The sequence below is a fragment of the Caballeronia jiangsuensis genome, assembly GCF_046030135.1.
Taxonomy (GTDB): domain Bacteria; phylum Pseudomonadota; class Gammaproteobacteria; order Burkholderiales; family Burkholderiaceae; genus Caballeronia; species Caballeronia jiangsuensis.
The window spans coordinates 37,643-53,796 of sequence record NZ_JAQQDB010000001.1 but is presented as its reverse complement, the minus strand read 5'-3'; the positions used below and the strand labels follow the sequence as shown (position 1 = coordinate 53,796).

At 62.8% G+C, this 16,154-nt stretch carries 15 protein-coding genes; 9 read left to right on the top strand and 6 right to left on the bottom strand.

The genetic code is table 11. The features are described from left to right. Positions 1-15: 15 nt before the first annotated feature. From PQR08_RS00255 to PQR08_RS00230, 6 genes are all read left to right on the top strand, one after another. On the top strand, positions 16-1,104 hold the full coding sequence (locus PQR08_RS00255; protein WP_250486929.1) for a Gfo/Idh/MocA family protein: 1,089 nt from the start codon (positions 16-18) through the stop codon (positions 1,102-1,104). Positions 1,105-1,200: 96 nt separating this feature from the next. Further along, positions 1,201-2,271 carry a multiple monosaccharide ABC transporter substrate-binding protein gene (chvE, locus tag PQR08_RS00250; protein WP_284509182.1) on the top strand — a complete coding sequence of 357 codons (1,071 nt, stop codon included), beginning with the start codon at positions 1,201-1,203 and terminating at the stop codon, positions 2,269-2,271. Between the two features lie 92 nt (positions 2,272-2,363). Then, positions 2,364-3,902, top strand: a complete 1,539-nt coding sequence (mmsA, locus tag PQR08_RS00245) for a multiple monosaccharide ABC transporter ATP-binding protein (RefSeq protein WP_250486930.1) — start codon at positions 2,364-2,366, stop codon at positions 3,900-3,902. Next, positions 3,880-5,103 (top strand): multiple monosaccharide ABC transporter permease, encoded by a 1,224-nt coding sequence (gene mmsB / locus PQR08_RS00240; RefSeq protein WP_375336492.1) that lies wholly within the window; start codon positions 3,880-3,882, stop codon positions 5,101-5,103. The genes mmsA and mmsB overlap by 23 nt, the downstream gene beginning before the upstream one ends. A gap of 141 nt (positions 5,104-5,244) precedes the next feature. After that, complete coding sequence (locus PQR08_RS00235; protein ID WP_250486931.1) at positions 5,245-5,541, top strand: Dabb family protein; 297 nt, start codon at positions 5,245-5,247, stop codon at positions 5,539-5,541. Positions 5,542-5,578: 37 nt separating this feature from the next. Beyond that, positions 5,579-6,640 (top strand): maleylacetate reductase, encoded by a 1,062-nt coding sequence (locus PQR08_RS00230; RefSeq protein ID WP_250486932.1) that lies wholly within the window; start codon positions 5,579-5,581, stop codon positions 6,638-6,640. A 35-nt stretch (positions 6,641-6,675) separates the two neighbouring features. On the opposite strand, the gene PQR08_RS00225 is transcribed toward PQR08_RS00230, so the two are convergent. From PQR08_RS00225 to PQR08_RS00205, 5 genes are all read right to left on the bottom strand, one after another. Beyond that, a complete protein-coding gene (locus PQR08_RS00225) occupies positions 6,676-8,079 on the bottom strand; it encodes an MFS transporter (RefSeq protein WP_250486933.1) in 1,404 nt (467 codons plus the stop codon). A gap of 98 nt (positions 8,080-8,177) precedes the next feature. Next, positions 8,178-8,993 (bottom strand): shikimate dehydrogenase, encoded by an 816-nt coding sequence (aroE, locus tag PQR08_RS00220; protein ID WP_250486934.1) that lies wholly within the window; start codon positions 8,991-8,993, stop codon positions 8,178-8,180. A 15-nt stretch (positions 8,994-9,008) separates the two neighbouring features. Continuing rightward, positions 9,009-10,001 carry a 2-hydroxyacid dehydrogenase gene (locus PQR08_RS00215; protein ID WP_238212929.1) on the bottom strand — a complete coding sequence of 331 codons (993 nt, stop codon included), beginning with the start codon at positions 9,999-10,001 and terminating at the stop codon, positions 9,009-9,011. 39 nt (positions 10,002-10,040) lie between these two features. Beyond that, positions 10,041-11,231, bottom strand: coding sequence for a beta-propeller fold lactonase family protein (locus PQR08_RS00210; RefSeq protein ID WP_250486935.1), 1,191 nt, complete (start codon positions 11,229-11,231; stop codon positions 10,041-10,043). Positions 11,232-11,250: 19 nt separating this feature from the next. Continuing rightward, a complete protein-coding gene (locus PQR08_RS00205) occupies positions 11,251-12,024 on the bottom strand; it encodes a glucose 1-dehydrogenase (protein WP_250486936.1) in 774 nt (257 codons plus the stop codon). Positions 12,025-12,174: 150 nt separating this feature from the next. Here PQR08_RS00205 and PQR08_RS00200 point away from each other — a divergent pair, with 150 nt between their 5' ends. From PQR08_RS00200 to PQR08_RS00190, 3 genes are all read left to right on the top strand, one after another. Continuing rightward, on the top strand, positions 12,175-13,068 hold the full coding sequence (locus PQR08_RS00200) for a LysR family transcriptional regulator (protein ID WP_250486937.1): 894 nt from the start codon (positions 12,175-12,177) through the stop codon (positions 13,066-13,068). A 383-nt stretch (positions 13,069-13,451) separates the two neighbouring features. Further along, complete coding sequence (locus PQR08_RS00195) at positions 13,452-13,670, top strand: hypothetical protein (RefSeq protein WP_035500061.1); 219 nt, start codon at positions 13,452-13,454, stop codon at positions 13,668-13,670. Between the two features lie 103 nt (positions 13,671-13,773). After that, positions 13,774-14,832 carry an LLM class flavin-dependent oxidoreductase gene (locus PQR08_RS00190; protein ID WP_187603161.1) on the top strand — a complete coding sequence of 353 codons (1,059 nt, stop codon included), beginning with the start codon at positions 13,774-13,776 and terminating at the stop codon, positions 14,830-14,832. Between the two features lie 62 nt (positions 14,833-14,894). On the opposite strand, the gene PQR08_RS00185 is transcribed toward PQR08_RS00190, so the two are convergent. Continuing rightward, positions 14,895-16,136 carry an acyl-CoA dehydrogenase family protein gene (locus PQR08_RS00185; RefSeq protein WP_250486938.1) on the bottom strand — a complete coding sequence of 414 codons (1,242 nt, stop codon included), beginning with the start codon at positions 16,134-16,136 and terminating at the stop codon, positions 14,895-14,897. Positions 16,137-16,154: the final 18 nt, after the last annotated feature.

Sequence of the window (16,154 nt, the reverse complement as noted above, 5' to 3'; positions counted from 1 at the left end):
GGGAGGAGATACGTCATGACACGAAAGATTGGTCCCAACGAAACGCTCGGTGTGGCATGTCTTGGCATCACTCACCCGCACACGTCCGGGCGAGTCAAGGCGATTGCCCGCCGTTCCGACGCGAAGATGCTCGGTGCGTGGGATACGAGCCCGCTGCTCACGCCGTTCGTCGATGCACTCGGCCTCGAAGCCCGCTCGAAGGAAGACATTCTGGCGGACAAGAATGTTCATGTCGTGCTGGTTCATTCAAAGAGCGAGAAGATGGCCGACCTGACCATCGAAGCACTCGAAGCCGGCAAGGCTGTGTTGTGCGAAAAGCCGGCCGGACGCAGCTCGGCGGATGCGAAGCGCATCGTCGACGCGGTGGAGCGTACCGGCGGACTTGTGCAGGTCGGCTATTGCTGGCGCTTCGCGCCTTCCGTGGACGCCATGCAGGCGGCGCTCAAGAGCGGCCGTCTCGGGAAAGTCGTTCAGGTGCGCGCTCACGGCGGATGCTCGCACGACGAGGCGGGCACGCCGCATATGACCCAGCCCGGCGACATCGGCGGTGCCGTGTTCGTTATCGGCTGCCATCTTATCGACCGCATTCTTCTGCACTTCGGTTTGCCGCGCTCGGTGAACGCGCGCATCACGAAGTTCCCGAACTTCCACGGCGATGAATCGCGCGAAGACGCGGCAGGTGCGGTGCTGAACTACGAAGACAAGATCGTCAGCGTCGACTTCATGTCCTGGGACGTTTTGCCGTGGACGGAAAGCTGGGACATCACGGCCTACGGCACCGAAGGCATCATGTCATCCCGCTCGCTGCCCTCTAGCTACAAGATTTATGACGCGGGCAAAGGCGACTATCCGGAAGGCTGGACCGAGTGGCAGGAGACCAGCTTCCCCGAAATCTGGGCGACGAAGAAGACGGAGTATTCGCCGGACATCGCTGAAATCGGCAATCCGGTGTACTTCGACCGCGAGTCGAACGCATTCGTCGACGCATTGCGCAATGGCACGCCTTCGGTCGTGCCGGCGACGCAGGCGTACAACATCAGCCGAGTTATCGAGGCCATGTTCGCCTCCTCGAAAGAAGCCGGCGCAGAGGTCTTTATCCGATAACTGCTTGCAAGACTGACGCTCAATAGCGTCAGTCAAAGAATCCGTAGATCATAAATCGGGAACGTAAATTCGTATTCCTAATCAGGAGACAGTGTCATGAAGATTTTGAAGAGTGTCGTGGTGGTTCTCGCAGCTTCGGCTGCTTTCGCAGCAGCTTCGGATGCCGCTTTTGCAGAAGATAAGGGCGTCGTCGGCATCTCGCTGCCGGACAAGACGGAATCCCGCTGGATTACCGACGGGAAGAGCATGGTCGACGCGCTGAAAGCGAAGGGCTACTCGTCGGACCTTCAGTACGCGAACTACGATGTTCCCACGCAGGTCAACCAGGTCGAGAACATGCTCGCGAAGGGCGTCAAGGCGCTGGTCATCGCGCCCATCGACGGAAAGACGTTCTCTGACGCGTTGGCTCTCGCCCAGAAGAAGGGCATCAAGGTTATCTCCTACGATCGTCTGATCAGCCAGACGAAGGACGTCGACTACTACGCGACGTTCGACAACTACGGCGTGGGCGTTCTGCAGGCGCAGAGCATCGTCAGTGCATGGCAGAAAGCGGGCAGCAAGACGCCGTTCAACATCGAAGTGTTCGGCGGCTCAAGCGATGACAACAACGCTCACATGGTCTACGCGGGCGGCATGTCGGTTCTCAAGCCGTACATCGACAGCGGCAAGTTCGTGATTCGCAGCAAGCAGATTGCCTTCGAGAAAGTCGCGACGCGCAACTGGGATGGGGCGACCGCGCAGTCCCGCATGGATAACCTGCTGAGCGCGTTTTACGGCAAGGACCATCTGGATGCGGTCTGGGCGCCGAACGACGCGCTGGCGATCGGCATCATCTCGTCGCTCAAAGGCGTGGGATACGGTTCGGCTCAACAAGCAATGCCGATTATCACGGGACAGGACGCGGATGTTCAGAACGTGAAGAACATCGTTCGCGGCGACCAGACTTCCACTGTGTTCAAGGACACGCGCAAGCTCGCCGGCGTCGCAGCCGATATGGTCAACGACGCGCTCGCCGGCAAACAGGTGCCCGTCAACGACACGAAGAGCTACAACAACGGCGCGAAGGTTGTTCCCACTTATCTCGTGAAGCCCGTTCTGGTCGACAAGGCCAACTATCAGTCGGAACTGGTCACGAGCGGCTACTACACGCAGGCCCAGGTCAAGTAAGGCGCCTGAACGTCAGCGTGGCGCGGAGTGTGTGGCAAGGCCCCGCCACGCGGGTACGCCTCGGAGCGTGACCAATCGGAGAAAGTTTGACCATGGATACCATTCTGGAGATGCGCGGCATTCAGAAAAGCTTTGGCCCTGTCAAAGCGCTGAATAACGTGAATATGAGGGTGCGCCAGGGCGAGATTCACGCCATTTGCGGAGAGAATGGCGCAGGAAAATCGACCCTGATGAAAATTCTCAGTGGCGTCTATCCGCACGGCTCGTACAGTGGCGACGTCCTTTACGACGGCCAGGAGCGAGCCTTCGCCGATATATCCGATAGCGAGGCGGTCGGCATCATCATCATTCATCAGGAACTCGCCCTCGTACCGATGCTATCGATTACCGAGAACATCTTTCTCGGTAACGAACAATCCAGGCGCGGGGTTATCGACTGGCAGATCTCGCGTGCGAAAGCCAAAGAACTGCTGGCGAAAGTCGGCCTCACGGATTCTCCCGACGCTGCAGTTGGCACGCTCGGGATCGGCAAGCAACAGCTTGTGGAAATCGCGAAGGCGCTGTCGAAGGAAGTTCGTCTGCTCATCCTCGACGAACCGACAGCGAGCTTGAACGAGAAAGACAGCGACACGCTTCTTACGCTGCTGCTCGAATTGAAGGCGAACGGCGTAACGTCGATCATCATCTCGCACAAGCTGAACGAAATCTCGCGTGTCGCGGACGGCATCACCGTGATTCGCGATGGATCGACGGTCGATGTTCTCGACTGCAGCACTGAAGCCGTGAGTGAAGACCGCATCATCAAGGCGATGGTAGGCCGCGAGATGTCCGACCGCTATCCGCCGCGTACGCCGAATATCGGCGACGTGATTTTTGAAGTGAAGGACTGGCGCGTAAAGCATCCCACGCAGCGCGACCGCGCGGTCCTCAAAGGCGTGAATCTGACGGCACGCAAGGGCGAAATCGTGGGTATCGCCGGCCTGATGGGTTCCGGGCGCACCGAGCTTGCGATGAGTGTTTTCGGGGGCACGTATGGTCAGGACATCACAGGCCAGGTGCTGATGCACGGAAAGCAGGTCGACACATCATCGGTGAAGAAGGCGATCAATGTGGGCATCGCCTATGTCACCGAGGACCGCAAAGGCAATGGCCTTTTGCTCGACGACAACATCAAGCGAAACATTACGCTGGCCAACCTGTCCGGTGTTTCGAAGCTCGGTGTCGTCGATGAGCATGAGGAGATCAAGGTCGCGACCGAGTTTCTCAAGAAGCTTCGAATTCGTGCGCAAGGCGTGACGCATGTAGTAGGAAACCTGTCAGGCGGAAATCAGCAGAAAGTCGTCATCAGCAAGTGGCTGTTTTCCGAACCCGAGGTGCTGATTCTCGACGAGCCCACGCGAGGCATCGACGTCGGAGCGAAGTACGAGATCTACAACATCATCAATCAGGCGGTTGCAGCGGGCAAATGCGTGGTCATGATTTCTTCGGAAATGCCCGAGCTACTTGGAATGTGCGACCGCATCTATGTCATGAACGAAGGCCGGTTCGTCGGCGAATTAACCGCGGAAGAAGCCTCGCAGGAAAGCATCATGCGAGCGATCATGCGAAATGGAGACATTCAAAATGCGTAAGGCACTCTCTCCGGTAGCCGCCGAAGGCGCCGAGGTCAAGAAAAGCGAAGTATTCGGAATGGTCAAGCGTATCGGTAGCGAATATGGGCTGCTGCTGTCGCTCGTCATCATCATGGTGTTTTTCCAGGTCGCAACGAACGGCGTGCTGATGCAGCCGCTCAATCTGACCAACCTTGTGCTGCAGAACAGCTATATCGTCATCATGGCGCTCGGCATGCTGATGGTGATTGTTTCGGGTCATATCGACCTCTCTGTCGGCTCGACGGCCGGGCTCGTGGGCGCATTGGCCGCCGTATTGATGGTGCAGTATGAAGTCAACTACGTGTGGGCGACCATCATCTGTATCGCCGCCGGCGCGCTCATTGGCGCTATGCAAGGTTACTGGATTGCTTTCTGGCGGATGCCGTCGTTCATCGTAACGCTAGCCGGCATGCTGGTGTTCCGCGGCATGACGAATCTCGTGCTCCAGGGACAGTCCATTGGACCGTTTCCCGAAGGGTTCGGCACGGTGAGCTCGGGTTTTATCCCGGACGTCTTTCACGGCCAGGCCCTTCACCTCACCTCCATCCTTCTCGGCGTATTCGTCGGAGTGCTCTTTTTCGTGATCGAGCTTCGACATCGCGCTGGTGCGGCGAAACATGGCGTCGAGAGTGGCTCGTTCACGATGTTCGTTACGAAGAACGTCGTGCTCACAGCGCTCATCGTGGGGTTCTGCTACCTGCTCGCATCTTATCGCGGCTTGCCGACGGTGTTGGTCATCATGGGCGTGCTGATCGGCGTGTACACGTTCCTCATGAACCGCACGACCATTGGACGTCGCATCTATGCAGTTGGCGGGAATGCAAAGGCTGCACGTCTGTCAGGCGTCAGCGTGCCGGCAGTGAGTTTCCTGACATTCGTGAACATGGGCATTCTCGCTGCGCTCGCGGGCCTGATTTTCGCCGCGCGTTTGAATAGCGGTACGCCCAAGGCCGGCACTGGATTCGAACTCGATGTGATCGCAGCGTGCTTTATCGGCGGCGCATCGGCCTCTGGCGGTGTCGGAAAGGTTGTCGGCGCGGTAGTGGGCGCTTTCATCATGGGCGTGATGAACAACGGCATGTCCATCATGGGTATCGGCGTGGACTATCAGCAGGTCATCAAGGGCATCGTGCTGCTCGCCGCCGTGTTCGTCGATGTCTACAACAAGAACAAGGCATAAAGCCCAGTTTCGACAGCAGACCAGATTCAGAAGTCGGCGGGACCGGTTGCGTGGTGAGGTTCCGCCGACATGCAGACTTGAATCACGAGATTGCATCTCGAACATTTGGCCTGTTTTTCAGCATCATCAATGGAAATGATTATGGTCAAGCATATCGTGATGTGGGACGTTCGCGGCAACACGCCCGAGCAGAAGAAGGAATCCGCGATGCTCGTGAAGTCCGCATTTGAAAGTCTGAGCGGAAAGATCCCCGGGCTTACGAAGCTCGAAGTTGGCCTCGATGTCAGCGCTGTCGACTACGCGTGCGATGTCGTCTTATACACGGAGTTCGAAACCCAGGAATTGCTCGACGCGTACGCCTCGCATCCGGAGCATCTGCGGGTGAAGGAAGTCGTCGGTGATGTGCGTATCGCTCGTCATCAGGTCGATTACATCTGAGCGAGTTTGACGATTGACGAGCGAGGAAGCCACTCTCATGTATGAATTCACCTATACCACGCCTTCAGCCCGAGTCGTATTCGGTGCAGGGAGCATGAAGCTTATTCAACAGGAAGTCGAGGCTCTGGGCGCACGGCGCGCGCTGGTGCTATGTACGCCGGAGCAGAAGGCTCAGGCGGAAGTCGTTTCGTCCCTCCTCGGTCCTTCGAGCGCGGGCGTCTTCGATGGCGCCCAGATGCATGTTCCGATTGAGAACGCTCGGCGCGCACGCGAACATGCGAAGGAAGTGGATGCCGACTGCGCGGTGGCCATCGGCGGAGGTTCGACGATCGGACTCGGGAAGGCGATCGCGCTGGAATCTTCGCTGCCGATCATCGCAATACCGACGACGTATGCCGGGTCGGAGATGACGCCCATCTACGGGATAACCGAGAAGGGCTTGAAAAAGACAGGCCGCGACGCCAGGGTCATCCCGAAGACGGTTCTGTACGACCCGGAACTGACGATGGGCTTGCCCGTCAGGCTTTCGATCGTGAGCGGACTCAACGCAATCGCCCATGCTGCCGAAGGCTTGTATGCGAAGGACGGTAATCCCGTCATGTCGCTGATGGCGGAGGAGGGCATTCGCGCTCTTGCCACGGGTCTGCGTGGCGTGAAGAAAAACGAAAAGGACAAGGCGGCGCGAAGCGAGTGTCTTTACGGCGCGTGGCTGTGCGGGATGGTGCTCGGCAATGTCGGCATGGCGCTGCATCATAAGCTCTGCCATACGCTGGGTGGCACGTTCAACCTGCCGCACGCCGAGACGCACGCGATCGTCCTGCCCCACGCGCTCGCGTACAACAGCTCAGTCGCGGGCGATGCTATGGAGCGGATTGCACGCGCACTGAACGTGCAATCCGCACCTGACGGACTCTATAAACTGAACAAGGAGCTTGGTGTGCCGCAAGGTCTCCGCGAGATCGGTTTGAAAGAAGCCGATCTCGATCATGCCTGCGAGGTGGCGCTGTCGAACCCGTACTGGAACCCGAGACCGGTGGAGGAAAAGCCGCTTCGAGCACTGTTGCAGCGTGCCTGGGAAGGTGCGCGGCCTGCCGTCTAACGATCGTTCGACCTGGTTCGTGACGACGTCGCCGACTAAACAGCATCGGCCGCATCGCGCAAATCATCGAGATCCCGGCCACGCGTCTCAGGCGTGTAGTACGTCGTCACGACACCGATCAGGCTCAGAATGGCGACATAACTGGCAAGCGGAATCCACGCGAGGATGCGTCCTTCGCTGCCGCCCCAGTGCGCAGTCGCCCACGCGATGATCGACGCTCCGATCAGCGGCGCGACCCCGCCCGCGATCACCGCGGACACCTCGCGGCCCACGGCGACGCCCGCATAGCGATGCTGCGCGCCGAAGAGTTCGGGCAACAGCGCGCCTTGCGTGGCGAACATGCCCCAGACGCCCGCGAGCGCGACGCACAGCATCGCGATGCTGGCCGCCGCATTGCCCTGGCTCAGCACCCACCACGTCGGATAGGCGAGCAGCAACTGATACAGCGCGAAGGCGCGATACACGGGCACGCGCCCGAAGCGATCGCTGAGCTTGCCGGTGAGCGGAATGATCACCGCGCCCGATACGCCGGCAAGCAGCAGCGCGATCGGTCCGATGGGACCTTTGAGTCCCGTCGCGGTCGCCATGTAGCTGATGGCGAGCGACTGATAGATCGACGAGCCGCCGTTTTCCGCCATACGCATGCCGATGACCTTGAGCAGCGTCGGCTTCGAATGCTTGATGAGATGTTTGAGCGGGCTGTCATTGATCTGATGACGCGCTTCGAGTTTCGCGAACGACGGCGATTCCTTGAGCTTCAGCCGGATCCAGATCGCCACCGCGATGATGAGCACGCTCAGCAGGAACGGCACGCGCCACAGCCAGCTCTGCGAGATATCTTCGACGCGCACCAGCGCGAAGTAGATCGCGGCCGCCATCACCGTGCCGAGCAGCACGCCCATGAAGGGGAGCGCGGCGAAGTAGCCGCGTCTTTTCGCGGGCGCGTATTCGGCCATCAGCACAGCGGCGCCGGCCTGTTCCGCGCCCGCGCCGAGACCTTGCAGCAGGCGACAGCCGACCAGCAGGATCGGCGCCCAGATGCCGGCGCTCGCATACGTCGGCAATACGCCGATGAGCGTGCTGGCGACGCCCATCAGCAGGATCGTCGCCATCAGCACGAACTTGCGGCCGTAGCGGTCGCCGAGCGTACCGAAGACGATGCCGCCCACCGGCCGGATCGCAAAGCCGAGGAAGTACGCGCCGAAGCTCGCGATCAGCCCGATGGCGGGATCGGCCGACGGAAAGAACAGTGGCCCGAAAATCAGCGCCGACGCGAGGTTGTAGAGCGCGAAGTCGTAGTATTCGAGCGCGCTGCCGAGCGATGCGGCCCACGCGGCGCGATACAGGTCGCCTGTCGTGACCTCGTCGCGGTTCGTGCCGGCGCTGGCGTTGCGCGCGAGTCCGCCGTCGGCGGCCGCGATGGTTGGCTGGTGTTTCATGGTGTCTCTCTCCGTTCCTGCGACTACTGGCAGCCGTCCCGTCTTCGTCTTCGCGCGAAATGCGGGACCGCCGGCTCTTCCTGATAAGCGAATGGGCGCTAGCCCACCCGGGCGATTTCGTCGAGCAGGGCGGCGCTCATCGCTTCGAGCGGCGCCTCCTTGCCCGTGTAAAGCTCGACCTGGCCGCAGAACTGATGCAGCAACATGCGCGTTCCGTCGATCACCCGGCAGCCGAGTTCGGCGGCATCGCGGATCAGCTTCGTGCGAACCGGGATGAAGGCCGCATCCATCACGACGAGATGCGGCGCGAGCTGTCCGGCACGCAATGGATTCACGTCCGGCGCGCGGAATCCGGCGGCGGTCGCGTTCACGACGACATCGAACGCGTTCGGATCGAAGTCGCCGAGATCGCCGCCGTATATGAGACCGAAGTCGTGCGCGAGCGCCTGCCCGCGCGACGCGGTGCGGTTGAACACGGTGACCCGCGCGCCGGCGCGCCGCAGGCCCCACGCGATCGCGCGGGCAGCGCCGCCCGCGCCGAGCAAAGCGATGCGCCTTCCGTCGAGCGGCGTCGCTTCTTCGAGCGCACGCACGGCGCCGACGCAGTCCGTGTTGTAGCCCGTGAGATGCCCGTCGCGGTTGTCGATGGTATTGACCGCGCCGATCTCGCGAGCGGTTTCGTCGAGCGCGTCGAGATGCGGTATCACCGCCTGCTTGTGCGGCATCGTCACGTTCAGTCCGCGGATGCCGAGCGTGCGCATCGCGTCGATCGCGCCGGCTGCATCTTCCACACCGAAGCTGACGAACGTGTAGTCCACGCCGAGCGCCCGATAGGCCGCGTTATGCACCTTGACGTTGAAGGTGAAGGGCTGGCCCGCGAGCGAGCCGCACAGGGAAGGAATCGAATGAGGCATGGTCGGAATGCTCGGTCAGTGCTTCGAGAGATCGAACGCGGCGACGGGCGCAACGCCATCGAGCGCGCGCAGCAGATTGTCGGTGGCGAGTTCGGCCATCGCGCGGCGCGTTTCGTGCGTCGCCGATCCGATATGCGGAAACGGCGTGACCTTCGGATGCGTGCGCAGCGGCGAATCCTGCGCGAGCGGTTCGACGGCGAACACGTCGAGCCCGGCCGCACGCAAATGGCCGCTTTCGAGCGCGGCGAATAGCGCGTCCTCGCGCACGATCGCGCCACGCGAACCGTTCACGAAGATCGCGCCGGGCTTCATCGCGGCGAACGCCTGCGCGTCCATCAGGCCGCGCGTGTCGTCCGAGAGCGGCAGCGTCAGCGCGACGATGTCCGCGCGTGCGAGCACCTCGTCGAACGATGCGCGCGTTGCATGCCCGGCGAGCATCGCGGGAACCGGCACATCGAACGGATCGTGAAAGAGCACCGGCATGCCGAAGCCGAGCGCCGCGCGCCGCGCCACCGCCTGCCCGATACGGCCGAAACCGAGCACGCCGAGCGTCTTGCCGTGCACGTCCCAGCCGAACAGGTCTTCGCCGATGTTGCGCGTCCAGCGCCCTTCGCGCACATGATTCGACAACTCGACCAGGCGGCGCGAACTCGCGATGATCAGCGCGAACACCGTGTCGGCGGTGGTTTCGGTCAGGACGCCGGGCGTATGGCAGAGCGTGATGCCGCGTTGTTTCAGATGCGCGAGATCGTAATTGTCGACGCCGACCGATATGCTCGAAATCACCTTCAGCCGCGGGGCGCGCGCGAGGTCGTCCGCGCCGATTTTGAAGCTGGAGCCGATCAGGCCGTCGGCGTCGCCCAAGGCTTCGCGAAAGCGCGGCAGTTCATCGGCGCGTCGCGGGTCGGCGACGGTCACGTCGTGTCTCGTCTGAATCCGGTCGAGCAGATCGTCCGGCAGTTTTCGAAAGACGACCACGTTCCTGCGTTCGGCGCTGGGCGTACGCATGCTTCTCTCCTGATGTTCGTTGCGTGAAAGACTGGCGCGTCAGCGCGGCGTAGTGCGCAAGGACGAAGGTCCGCCCGTCAGTGAAATGCGTTGTCCGGTGTCGCGCAGATGGCCGCCGTTCACGGCGTAGAAGGCGAGCTGCTTCTCGACGTTGAACTGCACGATCAGATGCTTGCTGTCGGCGGTGAAGACGATGCCCTGCGCCGCTTCGCCGCCCGGCGCTTCGGCGACCTTCACGGCCTGCCCATCGCGGATCGCGAACAGCAGCACCTTGCCGCGCGCGTGGCGTCCGGGGTTGTCCGGCGTCAGGTTGGAGCCGTCCATCGCCTGCACGCCGATCCATTTGCCGTCGGGCGAGATCGCCACACCCTCGGGCAGCGACGGCACGCTCACGTGCTGAACCGCGCGAAACGGCGTGCGCGAGACGTCGATGAGCGTCACCGTATCGGCATCGCCCGCGAGCTTGCCCGGATAGCCGGGCAGGCCGGCCAGCCCGACATCGCTGACGACGGCCCACTTGCCGTCGCTCGATACGTCGATCGTGTAGGGCGCGACGCCGCTCGAAAGCCGCGTGCCGCTATCGGTCACGTGATCATTGGCGACGTCGAGCACGGCGACGCCCTGTTCGTCACGCAGCGCGACGAGCGCATGCGCGCCGTCATGCGTGAAGCTCACGCCGGCAAGCCGCTTCTGCGCGATCTTCAGCGTGTCCAGAAGCGTCACGCGCTTGCCGTCGATGCCGAGCACCGCCACGCTGCCATCGACGCACGGGACGAGCGCGAGCGTGCCGCTCCGGTCGATGGCGATGCCCTGCGGATGGCTGCCGATATCGAGCCGGGTCACGGCGGGCGGCGTCGCCTGCAAATCGACGATCTGCACGAACGAATCCATCAGCAGTTTCTTCGCGGCGTAGTCGTAGCGCGTGGGTGCGCCGACCAGCGCAAGCTTCGCGTCGGGCGTGATGGCGACCGCCTGCGGTGGTCCCTGGATGCCGTTCTCGACTTCCACTTGCATCCTGACCCGCGGGGGAAAGACGCTCGCGTCCAGCAGCGTCAGCGTGTCCGCCGCGGGGTTGTCCGGGTACGTGTCGCGGCCTTCGACGCGCTGATACTTGGCGTCGTTGCCCGATACGATCCAGTCGGACGCCTGTGCAGCGCATGCCGCGAGGGCCATCGTCAGACCGGCGAGCGCCCGGACGCGGCGGCTTCGGTTTGCCAGTGAATCAAGCATCTTGTTGTCTCCTTTGGGCTCAGACCACGCTGGTCAATCCGCCATCGACGAAAAGCGTCTGGCCGTTCACGAAATCCGACGCCGCCGACGCAAGAAACACCGCCGCGCCGCACAGCTCCTCGACGCGGCCCCAGCGGCCCGCAGGCGTGCGCTTGCAGAGCCACTCGGAGAACGCCGGATCATCGACGAGCGCGCGATTGAGATCGGTCTCGAAGTAGCCGGGCGCGATGGCGTTGGCCTGAATGCCGTGGCGCGCCCATTCCGCGCACATGCCCTTGGTCAGCATGCGGACGGCGCCCTTGGTCGCGGCGTAGGGCGCGATGCCCGGCCGCGCCAGCTCGCTCTGCACCGAACCGATATTGACGATCTTGCCGCGCCCGCGCGCCAGCATGTGCCGCGCGACGGCCTGCGAGACCTGGAACACGCCGTCGAGATTCACGCGCAGAAGGTCGTGCCAGTCGCGCTCGCTGAAGTCTTCGAGCGGCGCGCGGCGCTGGATGCCCGCGTTGTTGACGAGAATGTCGATCGCGCCGATATCTTTCTCGACGCGATCGATCGCCGCGACGACCTGCTCGCGCTCGGTCACGTCGAAGACCGCGTAAGCGGCGTCGAAGCCTTCGTCGCGCAGGCTTGCTGCGACACCGGCTGCCTTTTGCTCATTGCGATCGTTGATGACGATCGCGGCGCCGGCGCCCGCGAGCCCTCGCGCCAGCGCCAGCCCGATGCCGCGCCCGGAACCGGTGATCAGCGCGCGCCTGCCGTGCAGGCTGAAGAGTTTGAGTGTCTCGTCCATTTTTTAGCGCCCCATTCGTTGATGGATGCGGTTTGTCTCCGAATGCGCCTAGTTCACCCGAAGAACGCCCGTCGCGCCAATAGTCTTTCATGACGCTGTTATCATGAATCGTGATGACGGGCGCCGTACGCCCGCGAGCCGGGGGTTTTCATGGAGCTGAAGCATCTGCGCGCGTTCGTTGCGCTCGCCGAGGAATTGCACTTCGGCCGGGCCGCCCAGCGCCTGTGCATCGTGCAGCCGGCGTTGAGCATGCAGATCAAGGCGCTCGAAGAGGAACTCGACGTGCGCCTGTTCGAGCGCGACCGTCACAAGGTCGTTCTGAACGCGACCGGCAGGCTTTTTCTGCCCGAGGCGCGCGCCACGCTGCATCAGGCGGGTCGCGCGGAGCAGATCGCGCGGCTGTCGGCGCGCGGCGAGATCGGCACGTTGCGCATCGCGTTCGTGTCGTCGGTGCTGCCGAAGCTGCTGCCGTCGCTCATCCGCGAAATGCACACGCGCTATCCGCTCATCACGCTCGAACTGAAGGATATGCCGACGCCGGATCAGATCGCCGCGCTCCGGGAAAATCAGCTCGACTTCGGCCTGATCCGCCTGCCGGTGAGTGTCAGCGGCCTCGACATCCGCGTGGTGCTCGAAGAACCGTTCGTTGTCGCGCTCCCCGACGATCACGCGCTCGCCGCGCAAACGTCGATTCATCCGCCCGATCTCCGGGGTTTTCCGGCTTTCGTCCTGGCGCGCCGTTACGCGCCGGGTTTTCACGACGACATGCTGGTGGCGCTCAAGCGCGAGGGCGTGGATCTGAACATCGCGCAGGAACTCGGCGAATTCTCGACGATGCTCGCGCTGGTTTCAGCAGGGCTCGGCATCGGCGTGATTCCGGCTGCCGCGGCGATGGCGCTGCCGCCGAAGGTCGTGGCCCGGCCGCTCGAACTGCGTGATCACACGTCGGGCATCGGGCTTGCCTCGTGCGGCCCGGAAAATGCGATCAAGCGCGCCCTGCTCGATGTAATCGAGTTGTGCACCGACATTCGAAAGCAGGCGTGAGTGAGTGCGGCCGAGGCCCGCAAAAGAAAACGCCCGCGCTGAACGCAGGCGTTTCCGTGGCCCCGCTACCGCGCCCCAATGAACGGTTTCTCGTTCGTCTTTCGTCAGGGGCCGGCTTCCGCGCGGCTCACTTTCAGTATAGGCGATGCGGCGGGATATCCAAGCCGACGGATCATATTGCAGCGGTTAATTAACTGTCGCGGTTTTGATCGAGCGTTCATCGCCTCGTCAATGTAATTGGCAATCCAAAGCATTCGCGCGATGCAACTGAGGCCAGCGCTGATTTGCTTTCTTCAAAGCATTCGTTGGCGATGCGGGCATCGAGCTTTAGCATCGGGCGCCAGAGATGATTTTCACGCTCCGGCGCTTTCCAGGAAAACTTCATGCGATACAAGGGATATGACGTGGCACCGTCCGCACATGCATTGCCGAGCGGCCTGTATGCGGCGAACCTGATTATCGAAAGCCCCACGGCGACGAGCGGCGCATCCTTCACCTTCGATGCGCTCGACTACTTCTTTGAGCCCGATCACGCCATCGCATATGCGGCGCGCTGGGCCCGGCTCTGGATCGATCAGCGCAGCAAGTCCGCGCGCGCCTAATGCCGATATGGCAATTCCTTATCGATAGAAATTGGATCGCCATGTGATCGCCCGGCGTTAGCATGAGCATCCTTCCCACTCTGTCTATCGGTTCATTCAAGCGATGTCCAAATTTCCCCGCTTCGGCGTCTGGGCGCTCGTGCATGGCAGCCGCGCGGCGCTGCAGGATCCCGAGGAGCCGTACGACGCCTCGTGGACGCGCAACAAGGCGCTCGTGCTGGAGGCCGAACGCCTCGGTTACGATTCCGTGCTCGTCGCGCAGCATACGATCAATCCGCACGATCCCTCGCTCGATCAGCTCGAAGCGTGGACGGCGTCGGCGGCACTGGCGGCGCTCACTTCACGCATAGAGATCATCGCGGCCATCAAGCCTTATCTCTATCATCCGGTCGTGCTCGCGAAGATGGCGCAGCAGATCGAGCACATCAGCGGCGGGCGCTTCGCGATCAACCTCGTGAACGCGTGGAACCGTCCGGAGCTCGAACGCGCCGGCATCGGCTTTGCCGAGCACGACGAGCGCTATGCCTATGGCCGTGAGTGGATCGCGGTCGTCGAGGCGTTGCTGCGCGGCGAAGCCGTCACGCATCGCGGCGACCACTTCCGTATCGATGACTATCGACTACGTCCCGCCGATCCGTTCCGCGCGCGTCCGCGCATCTATGTCGGCGGCGAATCGGAGCCGGCGCGTTCGCTGGTGGCGGCGCATGGCGACGTGTGGTTCATCAACGGCCAGCCGCACGACGACGTGGCCGCCCTGATCGCCGATGTCTCCGCCCGCGCGCGACCGGCCGGACGCGAGGCGTTGCGCTTCGGCTTGTCGGCGTTCGTGATCGCACGCGAGACGCAGGATGAAGCGCAGGCGCATCTCGAACGTCTCTTCGCGCTGGCGGAACTCGACAAGCCGCTGCGCGAACGGCAGAAGGCCAATACCGATCCGAAAGCGGTGATGCACCAGACCTTCGCGCGCTCGGCGCGTGTCGGATCGAATGGCGGCACGGCGGCGGATCTCGTCGGCGATTACGATACGGTGGCGCGACGCATCGCGGAATTTCATAGGGCAGGCATCGAACTGTTCATGCTGCAGTTCCAGCCATTCGAGGCCGACATGGGCCGCTTCGCGCAGGAAGTGATGCCGCGCGTGCGCCGTCTGCTGGGCGGCTGAGCACGCGGTCCGCTCGTCGCGCCAAGCCTTCAGCGGCGCGCGAGCGGACCCGTTACGCATGATCAGAAGAACGCGCCCGTGGGCGGCAGTTGCCCGGTCAGCAGGTTCTGCCCGAGCAGGCGCTCTTTGTAGAGCCGCGGATTGTGCGAGGCGATCACCTTGATGTTGCGCCAGTGCCGGTCCAGTGCGCCGATGCGCGAGACGACCGAGCCCGAGCCGAGATCGATCAGCCAGCTCGCGATCTGCGGAGCGAGATCGTCGATCACGACTTTGGCTTCGGAAGCCGCGAAGGTGGCGGCGAGCGTGGTCTCGTACTCGTCGCGCGTGCCCTGCGCATCCCACACGCGCTGCAAGGCAACGACCGCGCGGTCCGCGGTCGCCTCGACGCTCGCCGCGTACGCGCGAATACGGCCGAGCAGCGATTGCAGCGCGGGTTCATCAGCGGGATGCGCCGCTTCGCCGTGATAGAAATTGCGCCCGCGCGCGCGCAGCACGTCTACGGCGTCCAGCGCCACGCGACGCACGATGCCCGCGATGCAGTTGGTCAGATAGACCTGATGGAAGGTATAGCCCCACGGCGCCGCTTCATCGGACTTCGGCGGGTCCGTCGGATAGAGATGCGCGGCGGGCACCGTCACGTCGCGGAACCGCGCTGTGCCCGAGCCGGTCAGGCGCTGCCCGAAACCTTGCCAGTCGTCGTCATCGCTTACGCCTTCGCCGCGATCCAGCACGTATTGCACGGTGCGGCCCGCGCGGCTTTCCACCGCGAGTCCGATGAACGCGTCGTTGTACAGATTGCCCGTCGCGTACACCTTGTCGCCCGAGCCGACGTAGACATCGCGGGACGCGTCCCATTCGAGCCGGCTCAGCACCTTCGTCGGGCGCGCGCCTGCCGCCGTCACGTCGCTATCGACGAAGCTCAGACCGATGGTCTTCTTCTGCCCGGCGAGTTCCAGCACGCGTGCATGAAAGGGATGCTCGCGCCTTCTGAGCGCGGCTTCCACTTGCCACAGATGATTGCGGAACGCATGGGCGATGTTCGAGTCCGCCGCGGCCACATCGCGCGCGATGACGAGCAATTCGCGCAGCGACACGCCGCGTCCGCCGGCATCGACGGGAAGACGCAGCGCGCCGAAGCCGAGCGCCTTGAGACTTGCGATCTCCTCGCGCGGAAGGCGATGATCGCGTTCACGCTCGGCGGCGCTCGTGGCGATATCGTCGATGATCTGCGCGAAGCCGAGGCTTGCCGACAGCGGCGATACGAGCGCGGGCCCGGCGCTGGAAAGGTTGGTGAGTTCAGACATGATCTTGCATTTCCTCGA